This is a genomic window from Lysinibacillus sp. OF-1, assembly GCF_028356935.1.
Taxonomy (GTDB): Bacteria; Bacillota; Bacilli; order Bacillales_A; family Planococcaceae; genus Lysinibacillus; species Lysinibacillus fusiformis_D.
The window spans coordinates 1105340-1126832 of record NZ_CP102798.1; the positions used below are offsets into that span (position 1 = coordinate 1105340).

Here is a 21493-nt window from a genome sequence, read left to right on the forward strand (position 1 = left end):
GGCAAATGGCAGGAGATGTGTTATCTCAATCCGAGATAGATGCGCTGCTTTCCGCTATATCAACTGGGGAAATGTCAGCTGACGATATAAAAAAGGAGGACGAGGGACGTAAGGTTAAAGTTTATGACTTTAAACGAGCACTTCGATTCTCAAAAGATCAAATCCGAAGTTTGACCCGAATACACGAAAACTTTGCACGACTATTGACAACCTTCTTTTCTGCACAGCTTAGAAGCTATGTACAGATTACGGTTGCATCGGTAGACCAAATACCATTTGAAGAGTTTGTACGTTCGATTCCGAATATGACACTCATTAATGTGTTTGAAGTGCCACCATTAGATGGTAATATATTGATGGAAATAAATCCGAACATTGCCTATTCCATGTTAGATCGTCTAATGGGCGGTAGTGGGGCAAGTCATAGTAATGTAGATAACTTAACAGAAATTGAAACAAAGATTATGACAAACCTTTTTGAACGCTCATTCGACAATTTACGCGAGGCATGGGAAAATGTTGCAGAAATTGATCCAATATTAGTGGAGCTTGAAGTAAATCCACAATTTTTACAAATGATCTCACCAAATGAAACAGTGGTCGTAATTTCGTTAAATACGATTATTGGTGAGACAAGCGGTATGATTAACATCTGTATCCCGCATGTTGTGTTGGAGCCTATTGTTCCAAATCTATCTGTTCGCTACTGGATGCAGACAAATACAAAAGAGATGTCTCCAGAGCAAACAAAAATGCTGGAAACACGTGTGAAACAAGCACAATTACCACTTTCAGTTGAACTGGGTCTGTCGGACATTACCATTGAGGATTTCCTTACAATGCAAATTGGTGATGTTATACAATTAGATCAAAAAATCGAAGATCCATTAATACTGAAAGTTGGAACATTGCCAAAATTCACGGTTCAACCAGGTAAGCAAGGCAAAAAATTAGCAATCCAGATTATCGACCCTTTGAAAGGAGGAGACGAAGATGAGTGATGAAATGCTCTCCCAAGAAGAAATTGAAGCGTTATTAAGGGGCGAGACGTTGGAAGATAAAAACAGCGACACTGCAGCTTCTTCAAATGATGAGACTAATGATTTAAGAGTTGAGGATTACCTTGATTCGTTTGCACAAGATGCATTAGGTGAGGTAGGTAACATTTCTTTCGGAAGTTCTGCTACAGCACTTTCTGCGTTATTAGGTCAAAAAGTAGATATTACTACTCCAAGTATTTCCATGATAAACCGTAATAAATTAGAAGAGGAGTTTCCTCATCCTTATGTGGCTGTACAAGTGGAATATACGATTGGTTTAACAGGTATGAATTTACTTGTTATTAAACAATCGGATGCAGCCATTATTGCTGATTTAATGTTAGGTGGCGATGGTTTAAATCCGAAGCCAGACTTAGGTGAAATTCAACTAAGTGCTGTTCAAGAGGCTATGAACCAAATGATGGGTTCAGCGGCAACATCGATGTCGACTGTATTTAATAAAAAAGTGGATATTTCTCCACCGACTATTGATTTAATGAATATTTCACAGGATGAAGGCCGTGACAATATTCCAGAAGACGATTTATTAGTTAAAGTATCCTTTAGACTACGCATTGGTAATTTAATTGATTCAAATTTAATGCAATTATTACCGCTTAAATTTAGTCAAAACATTGTAAAATCTCTTTTAGGTGAAACAGAGTCTATTGAAGAACCCGTAGCTGCAACGATTGCCCCTGAGGCACCATCAATTGCAGCGCCACCAGTTCAACAACAAGCACCTGTAACACCACCACCTGCACAACCAGTATATCAACAGCAGACAGCACCAACGCAGCAACCTATTTATCAAGAGCAACCACAGTTTACGCAACCAGCAAGACCTGCACAACCTGTGAATGTGCAACAAGCACAGTTTGCTAGCTTTGATCCAAATGTAATCTCTCAATCTGAAGCTAGAAATTTAAATATGCTACTTGATATTCCATTGCAAGTTACTGTAGAGTTAGGACGTACGAAACGTTCTGTTAAAGAGATTTTAGAACTATCGAGTGGTTCAATTATTGAGCTAGACAAATTAGCGGGGGAGCCTGTTGATATTTTAGTCAATAGTCGTTTAATCGCTAAAGGTGAAGTCGTTGTTATTGATGAAAACTTTGGTGTCCGTATTACAGATGTTTTAAGTCAAGCAGAGCGTTTAAATAATTTAAGATAGTTTCAATTGGAGGAGTTAACCATGTCTAAAAGAATTTTAATTGTAGACGACGCTGCATTTATGCGCATGATGATCAAGGATATTTTATCAAAAAATGGATTTGAAGTTGTTGGAGAGGCAGCAGATGGCTTACAGGCTGTTGAAAAGTACAATGAATTAAAACCCGATTTAGTAACAATGGATATCACAATGCCTGAGATGGACGGTATTGCGGCTCTTAAAGCGATTAAGGGAACAGATCCAAGTGCAACTGTAATTATGTGTTCAGCCATGGGACAACAAGCAATGGTAATCGATGCAATTCAAGCTGGCGCGAAAGACTTTATCGTGAAGCCTTTCCAAGCAGATCGTGTAATTGAAGCGATTCAAAAAGCACTGGGATGATTGTATGAGAATGTTAAAATCATTTCGTTTCACGATGATTTTCGCATTTCTTGTATCCTTCCTGTTTTTGTACCCGACACCAACTTCTGTTTATGCGGATGCTGATACGAATAGTGTCACTGATTGCATTGAAAACCCAGAAGCTTGTAATGGAGATACTACCGATCCAGCTGCTAAACAAGAAATAAATGTATCAGCAGCTGGAGATATATCTGCATGGGAATACATAAAAATGGTTTTGGCGCTTATTTTTGTTGTAGCTTTATTTTATGGATTGATGAAGTTTTTAAATAAACGAAATTTAAACTTCCAACGTAATCAAATGGTACAAAATTTAGGCGGTTTATCGTTAGGTGCTCAAAAGTCAGTTCAGCTTTTACAAGTAGGTAAATCATTGTATTTAGTAGGGGTTGGAGAAGATGTGCAACTGTTACGTGAAATTACTGATCCTGAAGAAGTTGAAGCATTGCTAGCACTCTATAACGAAAGGCAAGAACTTGCAACAACATCACCGTATATTGCAGAAGTACTTTCTAAGTTTAAGAAAAAAGAGCAAGTGAGTATGCACAATGAACAAAAGCAAGATTCATTTGGCAAACTATTTGAAAAAAAGATATCTGAAATAAAACAGGAGCGTAGTGATGAGATAGAGAGATGGAAGCAAAAGGAGAAGGATGATAAATGAATGATTTAATCAATGTTTTTTCCAATAGCGATCCAACCAACGTCTCTACGTCTGTTAAGCTCCTACTGTTACTAACGGTTTTATCTCTTGCACCGAGTATCTTAATATTAATGACATCTTTCGCTAGAATTGTCATTGTCTTATCCTTTGTGCGGACGGCATTAGCGACACAGCAAATGCCACCAAATCAAGTGATTGTTGGTCTAGCACTATTTTTAACGTTCTTTATTATGGCACCAACTTTTCAAGAGGTGAATAAAGAGGCGTTACAGCCGTTATTTGCTGAGGAGATTGGTTTAGAAGAAGCATATGATCGTGCTAGTGCACCATTTAAAGAGTTTATGAGTAAACATACAAGGCAAAAAGACCTTGAATTATTTTTATCTTATAATCAAGCAGAAAAACCAGCATCAGTGGAGGAAATCCCACTAACAATGCTCGTCCCAGCATTTGCTTTAAGTGAAATAAAAACAGCATTTCAAATTGGTTTTATGATTTTTATACCATTCCTTGTCATCGATATGATTGTTGCGAGTACTTTAATGTCGATGGGGATGATGATGTTACCACCAGTAATGATTTCCTTGCCATTTAAAATCTTATTATTTGTTCTGGTCGATGGCTGGTATCTAGTCATGAAATCGTTACTACAAAGTTTTTAGGGGATGATACAGTATGACAGGTGAATTGGTTATTTCCATAGCAGAACGTGCCATTATGATTATCCTTCTAACAAGCGGTCCGCTATTATTAGTTGCTTTAATCACTGGTTTAGCGGTAAGTATCTTTCAAGCAACAACTTCGATACAAGAGCAAACATTAGCATTTGTACCCAAAATTGTCGCTGTCCTAGTGGCCATCGTATTCTTTGGCCCATGGATGTTATCTCAAGTTACTAGCTATGCGAGAGACATATTCGAGAATTTAACACGTTATATAGGGTGAGTCCATGAATGAATTAATTCCACATTTAACGGTTTTCTTATTAGTACTTGTGCGTGTTTCAGCATTTTTTGTTACGGTCCCTTTTTTTTCATATAGGACCATTCCGCCACAAGTCAAAATTACTCTCGCACTGGTATTAGCTTGGATGATGTACTATACAATTGATGTTGAGCCATTGGTCTTCAATGATGAATACATATTATTAGTGATGAAAGAAGCACTTGTTGGACTATTGCTTGGTCTTATGGGCTACATCATCATGTCTGCAATACAAATTGCAGGAAGCTTTATTGATTTTCAAATGGGATTTGCCATTGCCAATATTATTGATCCACAAACAGGTGCGCAAAGCCCATTAATTGGTCAGTTCTTTAATATGCTAGCACTTCTTTTTTTATTAGCGATTGATGGCCATCATATGATTCTGAATGGAATTTACTATAGCTATCAATTTTTACCGATGGATCAATTTCCTAGTTTTGCTAGTGAAAGCTTACCTAAATTTATTATGACGACTTTCACAGCCGTTTTCGCGATAGCATTTCAGATGGCTGCTCCTGTTGTGGCGACCTTATTTTTAGTCGATTTAGCTTTAGGAATAACAGCAAAAACAGTACCGCAATTAAATATTTTTGTGGTCGGTTTTCCGATTAAAATCGGAGTTAGTTTTTTAGTAATGTTTACAATGATGGCTGTGATGATTCAAGTTATTCAAAAGCTCATTACGATTATGATCTACGGTATACGGGATTTAATGGCCATTTTAGGTGGTGGATGATATGAAGCTACTACTAAGTTTAGATATCCAGTTTTTTGCAGGTGAAAAAACAGAAAAGGCAACCCCTAAAAAACGTCAGGATGCTCGAAAAAAAGGGCAAGTTGTAAAGAGTCAAGATATTTCTAGTGCCATTGTCATGCTTATGGTATTTATCTTTTTATTTTTCTTTGCTGGCTCCTTGCGTGATGAATTATTAGCTTTTTTTAGACAAACATTTATTCATAACATACGCATCGAAAAATTAACGATTGATAGTGTGATGCGTTTATTTACAGAAACATTGATACAGATGGCTTTTATTATTGTGCCCATCATGGCGATTGCTTTTGTTGGAGCTCTTGCGGGTAATTTCCTGCAGTTTGGCTTTTTATTTACATTAGAACCAATGAAATTTGATTTAAAAAAGATGGATCCTATTAAAGGGTTAAAAAAAATATTTTCTGTTAAGGCCATTGTTGAACTGCTGAAGTCGGTCTTAAAGATTGGCTTTATAGGAAGTGTCACAACAATTATTATTTGGACAAACCTACCAGAAGTTTTGGCTTTATCTTTTAAAAGTCCATGGATGACGCTCATTACAGTAGGGAAGCTTGTCGGCATAATGGGTATAGCCGCATCTTTAGTTTTACTTTGTGTATCCGTTCTGGACTGGATGTATCAAAAACATGAGTATGAAAAAAATCTTAAAATGTCTAAGCAAGATATTAAAGATGAATATAAAAATAGTGAGGGTGACCCGCTGATTAAATCCAAAATCAAACAACGTCAACGCGAAATGGCGATGCGTCGTATGATGTCAGAGGTGCCGAATGCAGATGTTGTTATCACCAACCCTACTCACTATGCGATTGCCCTCAAATACGATGAGGACAATATGGATGCCCCACGTATCGTTGCGAAGGGGACAGACTTTGTCGCCCAAAAAATTAAGCTGATCGCCAAAGAGCATGATGTCATAATGGTTGAAAATAGACCTTTAGCACGTGCGATGTATGATCAGGTAGAAATTGGTGATCAAGTACCAGAGGAATTTTTTAAGGCAGTAGCAGAAATACTCGCTTATGTTTACCGTATTAAGCGAAAAATTTAAAGCTTTTAAGTAGGAGGGACACAAATGAAAGTTCGCGATATTGGGGTTTTAGGTGCGGTTATTTTAATCGTTGCGATGCTCATCATCCCTCTTCCTCCGTGGATGTTAAGTTTCTTAATTGTCATTAATATTACATTAGGATTAATTGTACTGCTAACAGCAATGAGTATGAAGGAAGCATTGGACTTTTCTATCTTCCCATCGGTCATTTTACTGTTAACCTTGTTCCGATTAGGACTAAGTGTTTCCACAACCCGTGCTATTTTAGCAAATGGTGATGCAGGGTCAGTCGTTGAAACCTTTGGTGATTTCGTAGTTGGCGGGAATGTTCTTGTTGGTTTAGTTGTCTTCTTAATTCTAGTGTTAATTCAGTTTATTGTAATTACAAAGGGCGCGGAGCGTGTAGCTGAAGTAGCAGCACGTTTCACACTCGATGCAATGCCTGGTAAACAAATGAGTATTGATGCTGACTTAAATGCAGGGGTCATTTCCGAAAAAGAAGCACGTGAACGACGTGAAAAGGTATCGGGAGAAGCAGACTTCTATGGAGCGATGGATGGTGCCACAAAATTCGTAAAAGGGGATGCCATTGCCTCAATGGTAATGGTTATTATCAACCTATTATTTGGGATCATTATCGGGGTAGTGCAAATGGGTCTTCCATTTGCAGAAGCAGCAACTCATTTTTCTAAACTAACAGTTGGAGATGGTATTGTATCCCAAATCCCGGCTTTACTTATTTCAACAGCTACAGGGATTGTTGTAACCCGTGCCTCTTCAAAAGGAAGTCTTGGCCAGGATATAACAGGACAATTATTTGCTCAGGCAAAGCTTCTTTATGTAGCTGGTGGAACGATTATCTTACTTGGATTATTTACACCAATTCCAGATTGGATAACGATTCCAATTGGTGCGTCACTCATTACAGGAGCATATATGATGGGGCGTAAGAAGCCAGAGGATGAAGAGGAATTACTTGAAATTGAGGAAGAAGTGGCAACAGATGGCATGAAGAGCCCTGAAAATGTTGTGAATTTATTAAATGTGGACCCGATCGAATTTGAATTTGGTTATGGATTAATACCTTTAGTAGATGCTACACAAGGTGGGGATTTATTAGATCGTGTTATTATGATTCGACGACAGCTAGCATTAGAATTAGGTATCGTCATCCCAGTTGTTCGTATTCGAGATAATATTCAGCTGCAACCAAATGAATATCGTATTAAAATAAAAGGGAATGAAATGGCACGAGGCGAGCTCTTATTAGATCATTATTTAGCGATGAGCCCTGGTGATGATGACTCTATTGAAGGAATTGATACTGTGGAGCCATCATTTGGACTACCAGCGAAATGGATTACGGAGCAAGTGAAAGAAGATGCCGAAATGTATGGTTACACAGTTGTTGATCCACCAAGTGTGGTGTCAACACACTTAACAGAAATCATTCGAGCAAATGCACATGAGTTACTAGGACGCCAAGAGACGAAGCAGTTAATCGATCACTTACGCGAAACACATCCTATTTTAGTCGAAGAATTAACACCGACTCCTTTGTCTACTGGAGAAATCCAAAAGGTACTTGGCAAGCTTCTTCGAGAAAATGTGTCTGTACGTAACTTACCTATAATTTTTGAGACATTAGCAGACTATGCAAAATTAACGAGTGATACAGATATTTTAACGGAGTATGTCCGTCAAGCATTAGCACGTCAAATTACTGCACAATATGTTGGAGATAGTTCAGCATTAAAGGTGATTACGGTGTCAGGTAAAGTAGAAAAAATGATTGCTGATAGTATTCAACAAACGGATCACGGAAATTATTTAGCAATGGATCCTCAAGATTCTCAAACCGTTTTAGAGACTATTGCAGCAGAAGTAGAGCGTGTTTCCTTTATGGAGCAATCCGCTATCATTTTATGCTCTCCAGCAGTTCGTATGTATTTACGACAATTGACGGAGCGTTATTTCCCTCAAATTCCAGTTCTCTCTTATAATGAGCTGGATGCTTCAGTTGAAATTCAAAGTGTTGGGGTGGTGAATGTTCAATGAAAATGAAAAAATATTATGCATCATCCATACCAGAGGCGATGAAGCAAGTGCGGGCAGAATTAGGTGAGGACGCAGTCATTTTAAATTCAAAAGTAGTCATCACAAAGAAATTTTTCGGTATGATTAAAAAGAAAAGTTTTGAAGTGGTCGCGGGAGTTGATGTTATGGAGCCAAGTTATGTGGCTCCAGCACCAGCTGTACTACCTGTAGAAACAAAAGAAAATGCAAGGTTACAAGAGATTACAAATGCTATTCAAGCAAAAGTCCATCAAGAGCCAACACCACATGTTGCAGCAGTGCATGAGGATACTAGCATCTCTGAAGAATTGAGGAAGGAAATTGCAGATTTAAAATCTTTAATGCAATCGATGCATAAAAAGACCACCCAAGCTCAATATCCCGATGAACTCTTCCCCTTCATTGAATACTTAAGACAGCAAGAGCTAAGTGAAGAGCTCATCACAACGATAGGTGATGAGCTTTTTATGCATTTCAAAGAAGCGTCAGAAATAAATTTTTCACAATGTAAATTAATAACGAAAAATTTACTACGTAAGCAGCTAGAGGCCCTTCCTGTCGGAGGATTGTCCTATGAAAGAAAGTATATAAATGTTTTAGGCCCAACAGGAGTTGGAAAGACTACAACGATTGCTAAAATGGCAGCGCGAGCTGTGTTAGAAAAAAAGAAAAAAGTCGGCTTTATTACGACCGATACGTATCGAATTGCTGCCATAGAACAGCTAAAAACATATGCAGGTCTTTTACAGGCTCCAGTTGAAATTGCTTATAATGCGACCGATTTCGAGCAAGCAATCCAAAGTTTATCCCATTTAGATTTGGTGTTTATTGATACAGCAGGTCGCAATTATAAAGAGGTCAAGTATGTGGATGATCTCCAACGTCTCATTAAGTTCGATGATCAAGCAGAGTCTTACTTAGTCCTTGCTATGACAACGAAAGAAAAGGATATGGAGAACATTGTAGACCAATTTAAGCAATTACCAATTGAAAAATTCATTTTCACAAAAATTGATGAAACAAATTCTATTGGCACAATGATCAATTTAATGATTAAATATAATAAAGGACTTGCTTACTATACGAATGGTCAAGAAGTACCAGAAGATATTGAGGAAGCTGATTTAGAAGCAGTACTTAATTTGTTTTTTCAAGGTGAAGAAAAATGAGAGACCAAGCTGAAACATTACGCTTGAAAATGATGAGGCAGCAGGGCGAACTAGGTAGAGCCATCGCAGTTGTCAGTGGCAAAGGTGGAGTAGGTAAAAGTAACTTCACCATGAATTTTGCTATAACCTTGGCCCAAAAGGGAAAAAGAGTTGCCATTGTAGATATGGATATTGGGATGGGGAATATTCATATTTTAATTGGGAAAAATGCTTCTTATAGTTTGAAAGACTATTTAGAAGGAAATAAATTACTAGATGAGGTAATATTTGAAGGACCTTATGATCTAAAGTATATTTCAGGTGGGTCTGGTATGACGAGCGTTCTAGATTGGTCACAAAGTATGTTTGAGCGATTGATTCATGCCTTTGAACAGCTTCAAAAAAACTATGATTATATTTTATTTGATATGGGGGCTGGTGCGACAAATTGGTCATTAGACTTACTGACATCCATTGATGAAATTATTGTCATTTCAACAGCGGAGCCTACTTCTATAACAGATGCGTACTCCATGATGAAATATATTCATGTACGTGATCCAGAGAAGGAGTTTTACATTCTTTGTAACCGTGCTTTTAGCAAAGAAGAAGGAATTGAAACGAATGAACGTTTAAAAATAACGATGAAACGTTTTTTAGACAAAGAAATAACCATTCTAGGTTCATTACCTGAAGATCCAGTTGTGCGTAAGGCTGTGCGTGAGCAAGTACCATTCTCGCTTGCTTATCCAGACGCACTAATATCAAAGACATTACAACTTATAGTCGTTCGTTTTATGGAACATCGTGCAGAGGAAATACACGCACATGAACAAACAGCTAAAAAATTTTTATCGAAACTCAGAAGTATTTTCTCGAAAGGGCGTGATTAATTGGACTTTTTACATAAAAGCAAGCTATTAGTTGTGGATGATTCTGCTTTTATGAGAAAGCTAATTAGTGACTTTTTTGTTGGCAACTCTAAGGTGGAAGTAGTTGGAACGGCACGAAATGGAAAAGATGCGATCAAAAAAATACAGTCGTTGAAGCCAACAGTTGTGACAATGGATATTGAGATGCCTGAAATGAATGGGCTAGATGCTTTAAAAGAAATTATGATTCAATGTCCAGTTCCTGTAATAATGCTCTCGAGTACCACTCAACGTGGGACAGAAAATGCAATAGCAGCAATTGAGAGTGGTGCAGTAGATTTTGTCGCAAAGCCAAGCGGAACCATTTCTCTTGATTTACATAAAATCCAAAATGAGCTTGTTCACAAAGTAGAGCAGGCGGCAATGGTGCCGATTTCCAAACTGAAAAAACCTTCTGGTAGTAAAAAACAACAAGAACCAGTGACAAGAGCGAGTACCGTAGTAAAGGAGCCACAACAGCATGGACGAACACCAACTCTTATGAATGTTGCTGCTAGCAATGTAGCTACATCAAAGCCACTGGTAGAATGGAGTAAAGTTGGAAAGAAAATGGTGTTAATTGGTACATCAACCGGAGGACCTCGTGCACTTCAGGAGGTCATTACTAAAATTCCTAAGTCCATACAAGCACCTATATTAATTGTTCAGCATATGCCAGCTGGATTTACTAAATCACTTGCTACTCGTCTGGATCAGCTAAGTGAAATTGCTGTAAAAGAAGCGGAACAGGGCGATATATTGCAAAATGGAGTAGCTTATATTGCACCGGGTGGTTATCATTTAAAGCTGAGAAAAGTAGGAACGACTTTTGGCATTGTTCTTGATAATCAGGAAGCACCGAGATCAGGCCATCGCCCTTCTGTAGATGTAATGTTTGAAGATGTTAGTCAATATAAGGATTTTGATAAAGTGGCAGTCATTATGACTGGTATGGGCCATGATGGTTCTAATGGACTGAAAGCATTGAAAAAAAGTGGTAATGTCATAGCTATTGCAGAATCAGCCGAAACTTGCATTGTATATGGTATGCCAAAAGCAGCAGTAGAAACGCAACTTGTTGATGAAGTTGCAGATGTAGATGATATTGCACAAACAATAATGAAATATTTGCCTTAAAAGGGGTGTCCTCTTATGGAAGTCAATCAATATTTAGAGATGTTTATCGAAGAAAGTAAAGAGCATTTACAAGCATGTAGTGAACATTTATTAGAATTAGAGAAGAATCCAGATGATTTGGCCATTGTTGGGGAAATATTCCGCTCTGCCCACACGTTAAAAGGTATGTCTGCCACAATGGGCTTTGAAGATTTAGCGGATTTGACACATAAAATGGAGAATGTTTTAGATGCTATTCGTAATGAGAAAATCCATGTCACACCTGAAATACTAGATGTTGTCTTTGAATCTGTTGATCATCTAGAAGAAATGGTGATGGATATTGCGAACGGTGGAGATGGTAAACGTGATGTTTCATCAACTGTTGCTCAACTGAAGCGCATTGAATTAGGTGAGGAAGCAGTACCAGAAGTGGTAGCAACAGTGGCACCGGCAGTCGTTGCAAGTGTTTTAGAATATGATAGCTTTGAACAAACAGTTATTACACAATCATCTGAACAAGGCTTCAATGCATTTGAAATTGCAGTTACATTACGTGAGGATTGCCTATTAAAGGCTGCGCGTGTATTTATGGTGTTTGAAATTTTAGAAAAAGATGGAGATGTCATTAAGTCCAGTCCATCTGTTGAAAAGCTTGAAGATGAACAGTTTGATCAACAATTCTATGTTGCTTTTGTGACAAAAGAAACAGCCGAAGATATGCAGAAAAAAATAATGAAGGTTTCAGAGGTTGATGAAGTCGTTGTGACAACAATTGACCTGAAGAAATTTAGTGAAAAACAATATGAAGCCCATCAGGAAGTAGCAGCAACAGCAGTGGTAGAAGTAGAACCAACACCAGCAGCTACGCCTGCGAAAGCTGAACCTGTTGCGGCACCAGCCAAAGCAGCAGCACCAGCTAAAGCTGATAAAGCTCATGCACCTGTAGGGAATAAAACGATTCGTGTAAATATTGAACGTCTTGATATTTTAATGAACTTGTTTGAAGAGCTTGTCATTGATCGTGGTCGACTACAATCGATCGCTACAGAAGTGAATCATGGTGAGTTAAATGAAACAGTAGAGCGCATGAGTCGTGTGATGGGTGATCTACAAACAATTATTTTAACGATGCGTATGGTACCAGTGGAAACAGTATTCAACCGATTCCCAAAAATGATTCGTCAGCTATCGCGTGACTTAAATAAAAAGATCAACCTAGAAATCATCGGTGCAGAAACCGAGTTAGATCGTACGGTTATAGATGAAATTGGGGATCCACTAGTTCACTTAATCCGTAATTCTGTGGATCATGGGATTGAGAATCCGACGGCTCGTCGTGCAAAAGGTAAGCCAGAAGAAGGAACAGTTGTCCTACGTGCGTATCATAGTGGAAACTATGTCTTTATTGAAATTGAAGATGACGGCGCGGGCATTAATCGTGAAAAAGTACTAGCGAAAGCTATTTCAAAAGGCATTGTGACACAAGAACAATCATATTCAATGTCTGATAAACAGATTAATGAGCTTATTTTAGCTTCAGGCTTCTCAACTGCCGATGTCATTTCTGATGTTTCTGGTCGTGGGGTAGGTTTAGATGTTGTGAAAACAACGATTGAATCACTTGGTGGTAATATTTCAATTGAATCTACACAGGATGTTGGATCTATCTTCTCGATTCAATTACCACTGACATTATCGATTATTTCAGTCATGCTGGTGGAGATTGAAAAAGAAATTTATGCAATTCCACTATCTTCTATTATTGAAACATCTATTATCCGTTCATCAGAGATTATGAATGCGCATAATCAAAAAGTAATCGACTTCCGTGGCAAGGTTGTTCCATTGGTATTCTTAGAGGAAATTTTTGAGGTTCCTCGTAAAGAGTCACAAGATGAAGAATTCCATTCAGTCGTAATTGTTCGCAAAGGTGAAAAACTTGCTGGTCTAGTAGTGGATTCTTTCATTGGACAACAAGAGATTGTCTTGAAGTCATTAGGAAATTACTTAACAAATATCTTTGCCATTTCAGGTGCAACGATTTTAGGTAATGGTAAAGTAGCCTTAATTGTAGATTGCAACGCACTAATTAAATAAGGTGAATGAATAAGAGAGGTGTAAAGTATGACAAACGCAGTGGAACAAGAAAGTATTAAAGTAATTGTCTTTCAGCTAGCAGATAAAGAATATGCAATTCCCGTGTCCCATGTACAAGGAATTGAAAAATTAATGCATATTACGCGTGTACCGAAAACCGTGAAATATGTGAAAGGTGTAATCAATCTACGAGGTGTTGTTACACCAATAGTCGATTTACGTGAACGCTTTGAACTACCTGTTTCTGAACATGAAGAAACAACACGCATTATCATTATTTCATTAGAAGATATGGAAGTAGGTTTTGTTGTAGATTCAGCGAACGATGTTATTGATATTCCAGCAAGTGCAATTGAACCGCAACCAGAGGTCGTTGGCTCACTTGAAGAAGAATTTATTTCAGGTGTTGCCAAAGTAGAGAAACGATTATTAATCTTGTTACATTTAGAAAAAGTATTAAATCCACTAAAGTAGGGATCGATAATGACATTTAATCAAAAGATTACATCGCTACATTTAGATGTATTAAAGGAAATTGGAAATATTGGTGCTGCGCATGCCGCGACAGCACTTTCCAATTTACTTGGGAAAAAAATTGATATGCGCGTTCCAAAGGTAGAAATGGTGTCCTTTAACGAAATGATGGAACTGGCTGGCGGATCTGAAAACGTTGTAGTTGGTATTTACCTTCGTATTGAAGGAGATGCTGAAGGAAGTATGTTCTTTATTTTACCTATCGAGCAAGCAAATCGCTTTATCCGTCGTCTTATTTTTGATGATACATTTGACTTTAAAAAGCAACCAGTTTCAGAGCTAGGCTTATCAGCTATGCAAGAAATGGGCAATATTTTATCGGGCTCCTATTTATCTGCCTTATCGGACTTTACCAATTTGAAAATTTACCCAACAGTACCTGGTCTAAGTGTAGATATGTTTGGCGCTATTATCAGTATTGGTTTAATCGAATTATCACATGTAAGTGATAATGTTATTGTGATAAATACATCCATTTTTGAAGAAGGTGTAGAAGACCACGAAACGGTGAGAGGTCATTTCTTCCTGCTTCCCGATCCCGACTCATTCGATGCAATTTTTAAAGCATTAGGAGTTTCATGATGATGTTAAGCAGCAGTAGTGGACAAGTAATTAAAGTGGGAATTGCACAAATGGATGTAGTAAAGTTACCTAACACCATTCGAACTTCTGGTCTTGGTTCTTGTGTGGGCGTTATTTTATATGATGAGTCAAAAAAAATTGCTGGTTTAATCCATGTGATGTTACCAGATTCAAGCTTAGGTAGAGCTGAGTCAATCAATGTGGCAAAATTTGCAGATTCAGGTATTGCAGCAATGATAGATTTATTAAAATTAGAAGGCGTTCAAAAATTTAAACTAAAGGCAAAAATTGCAGGGGGGGCGCAGATGTTTCAATTTACATCTGACAAAGATACGATGCGTATCGGTCCCCGCAATGTAGAAGCAGTTAAACATGAGTTAAAGAGACATGGAGTACCTTTAGTGGCCGAGGATACTGGTGGAAATAGTGGTAGAACGATTGAATTTAATCCTGCAACGTCGATATTACATATTCGAACAGTTAACCAAGGAGTGAGCGAAATCTAATGTTTGGTTCTATTTTTTACAATCTATGGGGAGCATTAATTGCTTTTTCAATTTATTTTTTCAGTACATTTCAAAAACCATCTACTCCCCTTCGCATCATCATCAGCGCTTTTGTTGTAGCAATTATCGTCTTTATCGCTATGTATATAGTACGTTTTTTAATTGCTTACATCATGTTTACGCCAGAGGCTAATGAAGAAGTGGATGAAGATGGTCTAACAGATCATGAACTTGATGCTACTGATGGCGCAAAGCAAGAAGCTCCAGCAGTTAATTCAACGGTTGAATTTCAAGATGAAAATTCCGAGGAAATTGCTCAAGTAGTACGAACGATGATGAATCGAGAAGAAGAGCAACAAGTGAATGCATAAAAATGAGTCGCGAATAGCGGCTCTTTTTTTATTGGGCATTTGAAGGCTTTATTATACGAGAAACTCAAAAGCTCAGGCTAGCTTATTAGCGCACTTTATTACAGGAGGAAAACCACCGCTTAATGAAGCAGATAAGCAAAAATGGTCAAAAGGAGGGGGAGGGCGAACATGGTATTAGTAATGGGCTGAAGCAATCGCTCGTAGATCTCAATATTCAATGGAAAAATTATTTCTAGCTCTATAGCACGTTTTTGAAACGACAATTGGTGCATTGTGGATGCAATGTAGGTATTATAACCTTTTTGTTCAATGTCATAGTTATGATGCACCTTAGCATCGAATTAAATAGCGTCCTAAATTATAAGTTTAATTCTGTAGACAAATTTTAGAACTGTATCCAACTGTTCATCATAACAAGGGTACAGTTTTTCTATGAGATTAAAAAATTAAGGAATATATTAGAGAGTAAGAGAAACAAATGAAATTATAGTCGATTCTTGTTATAATATAGGAAAGATGGCAACTGCTTATCGAGTTTTTAACTATTCGAAGCTCACGTCTAGATTAGCTTTAATGTGGATTTTTTACAAAGATTAACCGAAAAATCCTGTTGAATGATTAATTTTATGAGCGCAAATAGTCAGTGGCAAACGGGCGCGTAAAGCGTTTTTAGAGAGGTGGATTTCATGACACAACCAATTCTGAACGATGAGCAAAAACTATGGAATCGCTGGATTCATGAGCGTGATCCAGATGCTGGTGATTTACTTATAAAAAAATATATTTCTTTAGTATCTTACCATGTCCAACGTATTGGTGCGGGTTTGCCAAAGAGCGTATCACGAGACGATTTAACGAGTTTAGGCATGGTAGGGCTTTTTGATGCATTAAATAAATTTGATATTAACAGAGATTTAAAATTCGATACATATGCTTCGTTTAGAGTAAGAGGCGCTATCATTGATGGTTTACGTAAGGAAGACTGGTTACCGCGTTCAGCGCGTGAAAAAGCCAAAAAATTAGATGCTCAAATTGAACAATTAGAGCAAAAATATATGCGTCATGTAACACCTGAGGAACTTGCGGAGCATATGGAAGTATCTGTTGAAGATGTGTATCAGACAGTGCAAGAGCATTTTTTTTCAAATGTTCTTTCCATTAATGAGCAACAGGATCAAGAGGAAGCGGACGGTAAGTCATTTGTCATCCGAGATGATACGACAAAAACACCTGAGCAAACTGTTATTAAATCGGAGTTATTAGGTGACTTAGCTGAGAATATTCAAAAGCTCAATGAAAAAGAACAGCTTGTACTTAGTTTATTTTACACAGAGGAATTAACTTTGACTGAAATTGGTGAAATGCTTGAACTGTCAACATCACGTATTTCACAGATTCATTCAAAAGCGCTATTAAAGCTACGAAAGCTATTATCAAGTGAAATGATTAATGCGTAAATATCCTTGAGGGAGAGATTCCAATGAGTTTAAAAGGTGTCGAATTACAAATTGCTATTCCAAAAACATTTGAAGCGGGGAAAATGGCAGATCAGGCACAGCAACAAGCATTAGCCCAACAGGCACACGCAAATGAAGCATTAAAAAAAGAAGTAGAGCGCAAGCAAAAAATTGTCAATACAACAGAAGGTATGGATGAAATTAGTGAGGATGAGGATGCAGGTGGCGAATATTTAACAGGTATTCATAAAAAGAAGAAAAAGAAGCAGGGTCAACAAGAAAAACAGGCACAACATCCGTTTAAAGGGAATTTCGTAGATTTTAGTGGATAGGAGTTTACAATGACAACCATACTAATAGCGTTACTATTCTTTTTACAGCTACTTTCATTTTACTTCCTTATTATTTTAAATACAAAGCTAGCAAAATTTAAGGATTTAGAAAAGAAGCAAGAACGTTTAATGAGGGAAATGGACGATACCATTACGGCTTATTTAGCAGAAATGAAAGATGAAAATGACCGTCTTATTAAAGAGTTACAAAATGTCAAACAGCCCGAAATAGCGGCGAGTAGCTTGCAGCAAATAGAACAAAGTGTGACACCAATGGAACAGTCGTCTTCGGATTTAACCCAAGGGACTAAAAGTGATAGTTCGCTAAGTTTAGATAAAGATTCTCGTATCTACGTACCTAAAAAAATTGTAGCAAATGCTTATTCACGTCAGCAACATACTGGTGCAAAAAAGGCACAAGCAGTGCCATCTCCAAAAGAGGAGATGGCAAGTCTACCTGAAAAAGAAAAAGTGCTGACGGTGGAACAGCAAGCGCTAGAATTAGCAAAGCAGGGAAAATCGGTAGAGGAGATAGCGAAACAACTGCAAAAGGGGAAAACAGAAATCGAGCTTTTACTGAAATTTCATCACTAAATTGTTGCGAATCAATCAAAGCTATGATATAGTTGCAAATGGTGTTATTACTACACACGCATTTTGATGTAGTAAGTGGTGCTCTAAGCTTAGGGTAGCTTGTTGCAGATGATAAATGCGGAGGATAAAAACCAAACATACTAGGAGGAAATTCACATGTCAGTAATTTCTATGAAACAATTACTTGAAGCTGGTGTACATTTCGGTCACCAAACTCGTCGTTGGAACCCAAAAATGAAGAAATATATCTTCGTTGAACGTAACGGGATCTACATCATCGACTTACAAAAAACGGTTAAAAAATTAGAGGAAGCTTATGACTTCATGCGTCAAGTTGGTCAAGACGGTGGTAAAGTTCTTTTCGTTGGTACGAAAAAACAAGCACAAGAAGCGATCAAAGATGAAGCTGAACGTTCAGGCAACTACTACATCAACCAACGCTGGTTAGGTGGTACTCTTACAAACTTCGGTACAATTCAAAAACGTGTTGCACGTATGAAACAAATCGAAAAAATGGAAGAAGAAGGAACTTTCGAAGTTCTTCCTAAAAAAGAAGTAATCCAACTTAAAAAAGAACACGAACGTCTAATCAAATTCCTAGGCGGTATCCGTGATATGCACGATCTTCCAGACGTAATGTTCGTGGTTGACCCACGTAAAGAGCGCATTGCTGTTGCAGAAGCTCGTAAATTAAACATCCCTCTAGTAGGTATTGTTGATACTAACTGTGATCCAGATGAAATCGACTACGTAATCCCTGCTAACGATGATGCTATTCGTGCTGTTAAACTTTTAACTGCTAAAATGGCTGACGCTTTAATCGAGTCAAAACAAGGTGAAGAAGAAGCTCCAGCTGTAGAAGCTGCTGCTGAGTAATTCACGTTTACAAAAAGGTGATAAGTGGCTCAAAACCCTTATCACCTTTTTTAGAACCTATCATTAAATAGTTCAACCAATTTGAGGAGGAAACACTAAATGGCAAACATTACTGCACAATTAGTAAAAGAATTACGCGAAAAAACTGGCGCTGGTATGATGGATTGTAAAAAAGCGTTAGTAGAAACTGATGGTAACCTAGAAGCTGCAATCGACTTCCTACGTGAAAAAGGTCTTTCGTCAGCTGCTAAAAAAGCTGACCGTATCGCTGCAGAAGGTACAACTTACATTTTAGAACAAGGTAACGAAGCGATTATCGTGGAAGTAAACGCTGAAACTGACTTCGTTGCGAAAAACGACAAATTCCAAGTATTAGTTTCTTCTTTAGCAGAGCAATTACTTGCTGCTAAACCAGCTTCAGTTGAAGCCGCTTTAGAGCTTACAAATGCTGAAGGTGTAAAAATTGAAGATCAAATTTCAACAGCTGTTGCAACAATTGGTGAAAAAATTACACTTCGTCGTTTCGAAATTAAATCAAAATCTGATGCAGATGCATTCGGTGCTTACTTACACATGGGCGGCCGTATTGGTGTATTAGTGACTTTAGAAGGTTCTACTGATGCAGCAGCAGCTAAAGATGTTGCGATGCACATTGCAGCAATCAACCCAACATATGTTTCTCGCGATGAAGTTTCTGCTGAAGAAGTTGAACGTGAGCGTAAAGTATTAACAGAGCAAGCTCTTAACGAAGGTAAACCAGAAAACATCGTTGCGAAAATGGTTGAAGGCCGTCTTGGTAAATATTTCGAAGACGTTTGCTTGCTTGATCAAACATTTGTTAAAAACTCAGATCAAAAAGTACGTGATTTCGTAGCTTCAACTGGTGGTTCAGTAAACGGCTTTGTACGTTACGCTGTTGGTGAAGGTATCGAAAAACGTGAAGATAACTTTGCAGAAGAAGTAATGAGCCAAGTTAAAGGTAACTAATTTCGCTTGCATTTGATTCTAATCAAATAATATCTAGATTATCTAGACTAAAATGGGGAACACAACATAGCGTGTTCCCTATTTTTCCGAAATGAACGAAAAACGGATATAATTTTCTATTCTGCCTTATTCACAACTAGCAATTATTGTTAGATATACTATAATGGAAAAGGGAATAGAAAGGTTTTAAATAAAGTCTTACGGAGGTTTACAATGAGTGTACCGCAATATAAACGAGTAGTTATTAAACTAAGTGGTGAAGCGTTAGCTGGAGAAGCGGGCTTCGGTTTATCACCAAAAATAATCAAGTCTGTTGCAGAAGAAGTAAAAGAAGTAGTAGATCTTGATGTAGAAGTTGCTGTTGTTGTAGGTGGCGGTAATATATGGCGTGGTAAAATAGGTAGTGAAATGGGAATGGATCGTGCTGCAGCCGATTATATGGGCATGTTAGCAACCGTTATGAACTCACTAGCTTTACAAGATGCTCTTGAAAAATTAGGTATTGAAACACGCGTTCAATCTTCTATTGTGATGACTCAAGTAGCGGAGCCATACATTCGTCGTAAAGCAGTTAGACATCTAGAGAAAAAACGTGTCGTTATCTTTGCAGCAGGGACAGGTAATCCGTTCTTCTCTACTGATACTACTGCCGCATTACGCGCAGCAGAAATTGACGCAGATGCGATTTTAATGGCTAAAAATAATGTCGATGGCGTTTATTCGGCAGATCCAAAAGTGGATGAAACAGCCATTAAATATGATACACTCACATACTTAGAAGTTATCCAACAAGGCTTACAAGTAATGGATTCAACGGCTTCCACTTTATGTATGGATAACGATATCCCGCTAATTGTTTTCTCAATTACGGAGCCAGGTAACATTAAACGTGCTGTACAAGGCGAAAAAATCGGAACAGTTGTTAGGAGGAACGTATAATGGCTAAACAAGTCTTAGAACAAGCAAAAGAAAAAATGAACAAAACAATCACAGCTTTCTCACGTGAACTATCATCTATTCGTGCGGGTCGTGCGAACGCATCTTTATTGGATCGTATCATGGTAGACTACTATGGGGCACCAACACCAATTAACCAACTTGCAGGTGTTTCTGTACCAGAAGCTCGCTTACTAGTCATTACACCTTACGATAAAACAATTTTAGGTGATATTGAAAAAGCAATTATGAAATCAGATATCGGGATTACACCAACAAATGATGGTTCGATCATTCGTTTAATGATTCCAGCGCTAACAGAAGATCGTCGTAAGGATCTAGTAAAGCAAGTGAAAAAAGAAGCGGAAGACGCAAAAATTGCTGTACGTAACGTTCGTCGCGATGCAAACGATGATTTGAAAAAACTTGAAAAAGCTGGCGAAATCACAGAAGACGATCTACGTGGCTATGGTGACGATATTCAAAAATTAACAGATGAATTCATTGTGAAAGTAGATCAAGTAGCGAAAGATAAAGAAAAAGAAATTTTAGAGGTGTAAACAAGACGTTTTACATGTCTATGATGGAACTTTTTGATGAGATGAAGGCGTCCTATACATAACAGGACGTCTTTTCGCTTTATTGTTCATAATCAATTGCTTTGTCATATAAAGAGCATACATGAAATGCGAAAAGATCATTAATAACAACATCATCGATTTTCTAACAAACTTATTCTTTATTATGTGTATAGTTCTAAAATAAGCTAGTACATACATAGTCAATTTAGAGGGAAAAAAAAGACAAAAAGCGCTTTTGTTTGTTATGATAGGTTAGTATACGTCCGATTAGTTGTAGTGGGGGAGTT

At 37.7% G+C, this 21493-nt stretch carries 24 protein-coding genes; all 24 read left to right on the forward strand.

From position 1 onward, the window contains the following. Window positions 1–5 precede the first annotated feature (5 nt). A complete protein-coding gene (gene fliM / locus NV349_RS05155) occupies window positions 6–1001 on the forward strand; it encodes a flagellar motor switch protein FliM (RefSeq protein ID WP_036124724.1) in 996 nt (331 codons plus the stop codon). Beyond that, window positions 994–2217: a flagellar motor switch phosphatase FliY gene (fliY, locus tag NV349_RS05160; RefSeq protein ID WP_058843505.1), complete on the forward strand. Its 1224-nt coding sequence runs from the start codon at window positions 994–996 to the stop codon at window positions 2215–2217. Before fliM ends, fliY begins: the two co-directional genes overlap by 8 nt. 21 nt (window positions 2218–2238) lie before the next feature. Next, on the forward strand, window positions 2239–2601 hold the full coding sequence (locus tag NV349_RS05165) for a response regulator (RefSeq protein WP_004269288.1): 363 nt from the start codon (window positions 2239–2241) through the stop codon (window positions 2599–2601). Between the two features lie 10 nt (window positions 2602–2611). Then, window positions 2612–3286, forward strand: a complete 675-nt coding sequence (locus NV349_RS05170; RefSeq protein ID WP_230593865.1) for a flagellar biosynthetic protein FliO — start codon at window positions 2612–2614, stop codon at window positions 3284–3286. Next, complete coding sequence (gene fliP, locus NV349_RS05175) at window positions 3283–3948, forward strand: flagellar type III secretion system pore protein FliP (RefSeq protein WP_036124231.1); 666 nt, start codon at window positions 3283–3285, stop codon at window positions 3946–3948. Before NV349_RS05170 ends, fliP begins: the two co-directional genes overlap by 4 nt. 13 nt (window positions 3949–3961) lie before the next feature. Beyond that, window positions 3962–4231, forward strand: coding sequence for a flagellar biosynthesis protein FliQ (gene fliQ / locus NV349_RS05180; RefSeq protein WP_036124229.1), 270 nt, complete (start codon window positions 3962–3964; stop codon window positions 4229–4231). A 4-nt stretch (window positions 4232–4235) separates the two neighbouring features. Then, complete coding sequence (gene fliR, locus NV349_RS05185; RefSeq protein ID WP_141903467.1) at window positions 4236–5009, forward strand: flagellar biosynthetic protein FliR; 774 nt, start codon at window positions 4236–4238, stop codon at window positions 5007–5009. A gap of 1 nt (window position 5010) precedes the next feature. Continuing rightward, complete coding sequence (flhB, locus tag NV349_RS05190; protein ID WP_036124225.1) at window positions 5011–6099, forward strand: flagellar biosynthesis protein FlhB; 1089 nt, start codon at window positions 5011–5013, stop codon at window positions 6097–6099. Between the two features lie 24 nt (window positions 6100–6123). Continuing rightward, window positions 6124–8157 (forward strand): flagellar biosynthesis protein FlhA, encoded by a 2034-nt coding sequence (gene flhA / locus NV349_RS05195; RefSeq protein ID WP_036124222.1) that lies wholly within the window; start codon window positions 6124–6126, stop codon window positions 8155–8157. Further along, window positions 8154–9344 (forward strand): flagellar biosynthesis GTPase FlhF, encoded by a 1191-nt coding sequence (gene flhF, locus NV349_RS05200; protein WP_058843506.1) that lies wholly within the window; start codon window positions 8154–8156, stop codon window positions 9342–9344. The genes flhA and flhF overlap by 4 nt, the downstream gene beginning before the upstream one ends. Beyond that, window positions 9341–10216, forward strand: coding sequence for a MinD/ParA family protein (locus NV349_RS05205; protein ID WP_058843507.1), 876 nt, complete (start codon window positions 9341–9343; stop codon window positions 10214–10216). Before flhF ends, NV349_RS05205 begins: the two co-directional genes overlap by 4 nt. Beyond that, a complete protein-coding gene (locus tag NV349_RS05210; protein WP_082673691.1) occupies window positions 10217–11371 on the forward strand; it encodes a protein-glutamate methylesterase/protein-glutamine glutaminase in 1155 nt (384 codons plus the stop codon). Window positions 11372–11386: 15 nt separating this feature from the next. After that, window positions 11387–13450 carry a chemotaxis protein CheA gene (locus NV349_RS05215; protein WP_271912517.1) on the forward strand — a complete coding sequence of 688 codons (2064 nt, stop codon included), beginning with the start codon at window positions 11387–11389 and terminating at the stop codon, window positions 13448–13450. A 27-nt stretch (window positions 13451–13477) separates the two neighbouring features. After that, window positions 13478–13924, forward strand: a complete 447-nt coding sequence (locus tag NV349_RS05220; RefSeq protein WP_036124209.1) for a chemotaxis protein CheW — start codon at window positions 13478–13480, stop codon at window positions 13922–13924. A 9-nt stretch (window positions 13925–13933) separates the two neighbouring features. Further along, a complete protein-coding gene (locus tag NV349_RS05225; protein WP_036124206.1) occupies window positions 13934–14566 on the forward strand; it encodes a chemotaxis protein CheC in 633 nt (210 codons plus the stop codon). Further along, window positions 14566–15072: a chemotaxis protein CheD gene (locus NV349_RS05230; RefSeq protein ID WP_369802726.1), complete on the forward strand. Its 507-nt coding sequence runs from the start codon at window positions 14566–14568 to the stop codon at window positions 15070–15072. The genes NV349_RS05225 and NV349_RS05230 overlap by 1 nt, the downstream gene beginning before the upstream one ends. After that, window positions 15072–15443 carry a hypothetical protein gene (locus NV349_RS05235; protein WP_036124203.1) on the forward strand — a complete coding sequence of 124 codons (372 nt, stop codon included), beginning with the start codon at window positions 15072–15074 and terminating at the stop codon, window positions 15441–15443. The genes NV349_RS05230 and NV349_RS05235 overlap by 1 nt, the downstream gene beginning before the upstream one ends. 686 nt (window positions 15444–16129) lie before the next feature. Beyond that, the gene (locus NV349_RS05240; protein WP_036124200.1) at window positions 16130–16900 is read left to right on the forward strand and encodes a FliA/WhiG family RNA polymerase sigma factor; all 771 of its coding nucleotides are present in this window, start codon (window positions 16130–16132) and stop codon (window positions 16898–16900) included. 23 nt (window positions 16901–16923) lie between these two features. Continuing rightward, complete coding sequence (locus NV349_RS05245; protein ID WP_036124197.1) at window positions 16924–17232, forward strand: hypothetical protein; 309 nt, start codon at window positions 16924–16926, stop codon at window positions 17230–17232. Between the two features lie 9 nt (window positions 17233–17241). Further along, window positions 17242–17826: a hypothetical protein gene (locus NV349_RS05250; protein ID WP_271912518.1), complete on the forward strand. Its 585-nt coding sequence runs from the start codon at window positions 17242–17244 to the stop codon at window positions 17824–17826. 156 nt (window positions 17827–17982) lie between these two features. Then, the gene (gene rpsB / locus NV349_RS05255; protein ID WP_004269262.1) at window positions 17983–18702 is read left to right on the forward strand and encodes a 30S ribosomal protein S2; all 720 of its coding nucleotides are present in this window, start codon (window positions 17983–17985) and stop codon (window positions 18700–18702) included. A 99-nt stretch (window positions 18703–18801) separates the two neighbouring features. After that, window positions 18802–19689 carry a translation elongation factor Ts gene (tsf, locus tag NV349_RS05260; RefSeq protein WP_036124190.1) on the forward strand — a complete coding sequence of 296 codons (888 nt, stop codon included), beginning with the start codon at window positions 18802–18804 and terminating at the stop codon, window positions 19687–19689. A gap of 213 nt (window positions 19690–19902) precedes the next feature. Continuing rightward, window positions 19903–20628: a UMP kinase gene (gene pyrH, locus NV349_RS05265; protein WP_036124188.1), complete on the forward strand. Its 726-nt coding sequence runs from the start codon at window positions 19903–19905 to the stop codon at window positions 20626–20628. Then, the gene (gene frr, locus NV349_RS05270; protein WP_036124184.1) at window positions 20628–21185 is read left to right on the forward strand and encodes a ribosome recycling factor; all 558 of its coding nucleotides are present in this window, start codon (window positions 20628–20630) and stop codon (window positions 21183–21185) included. Before pyrH ends, frr begins: the two co-directional genes overlap by 1 nt. The last annotated feature ends 308 nt before the right edge of the window (window positions 21186–21493 follow it).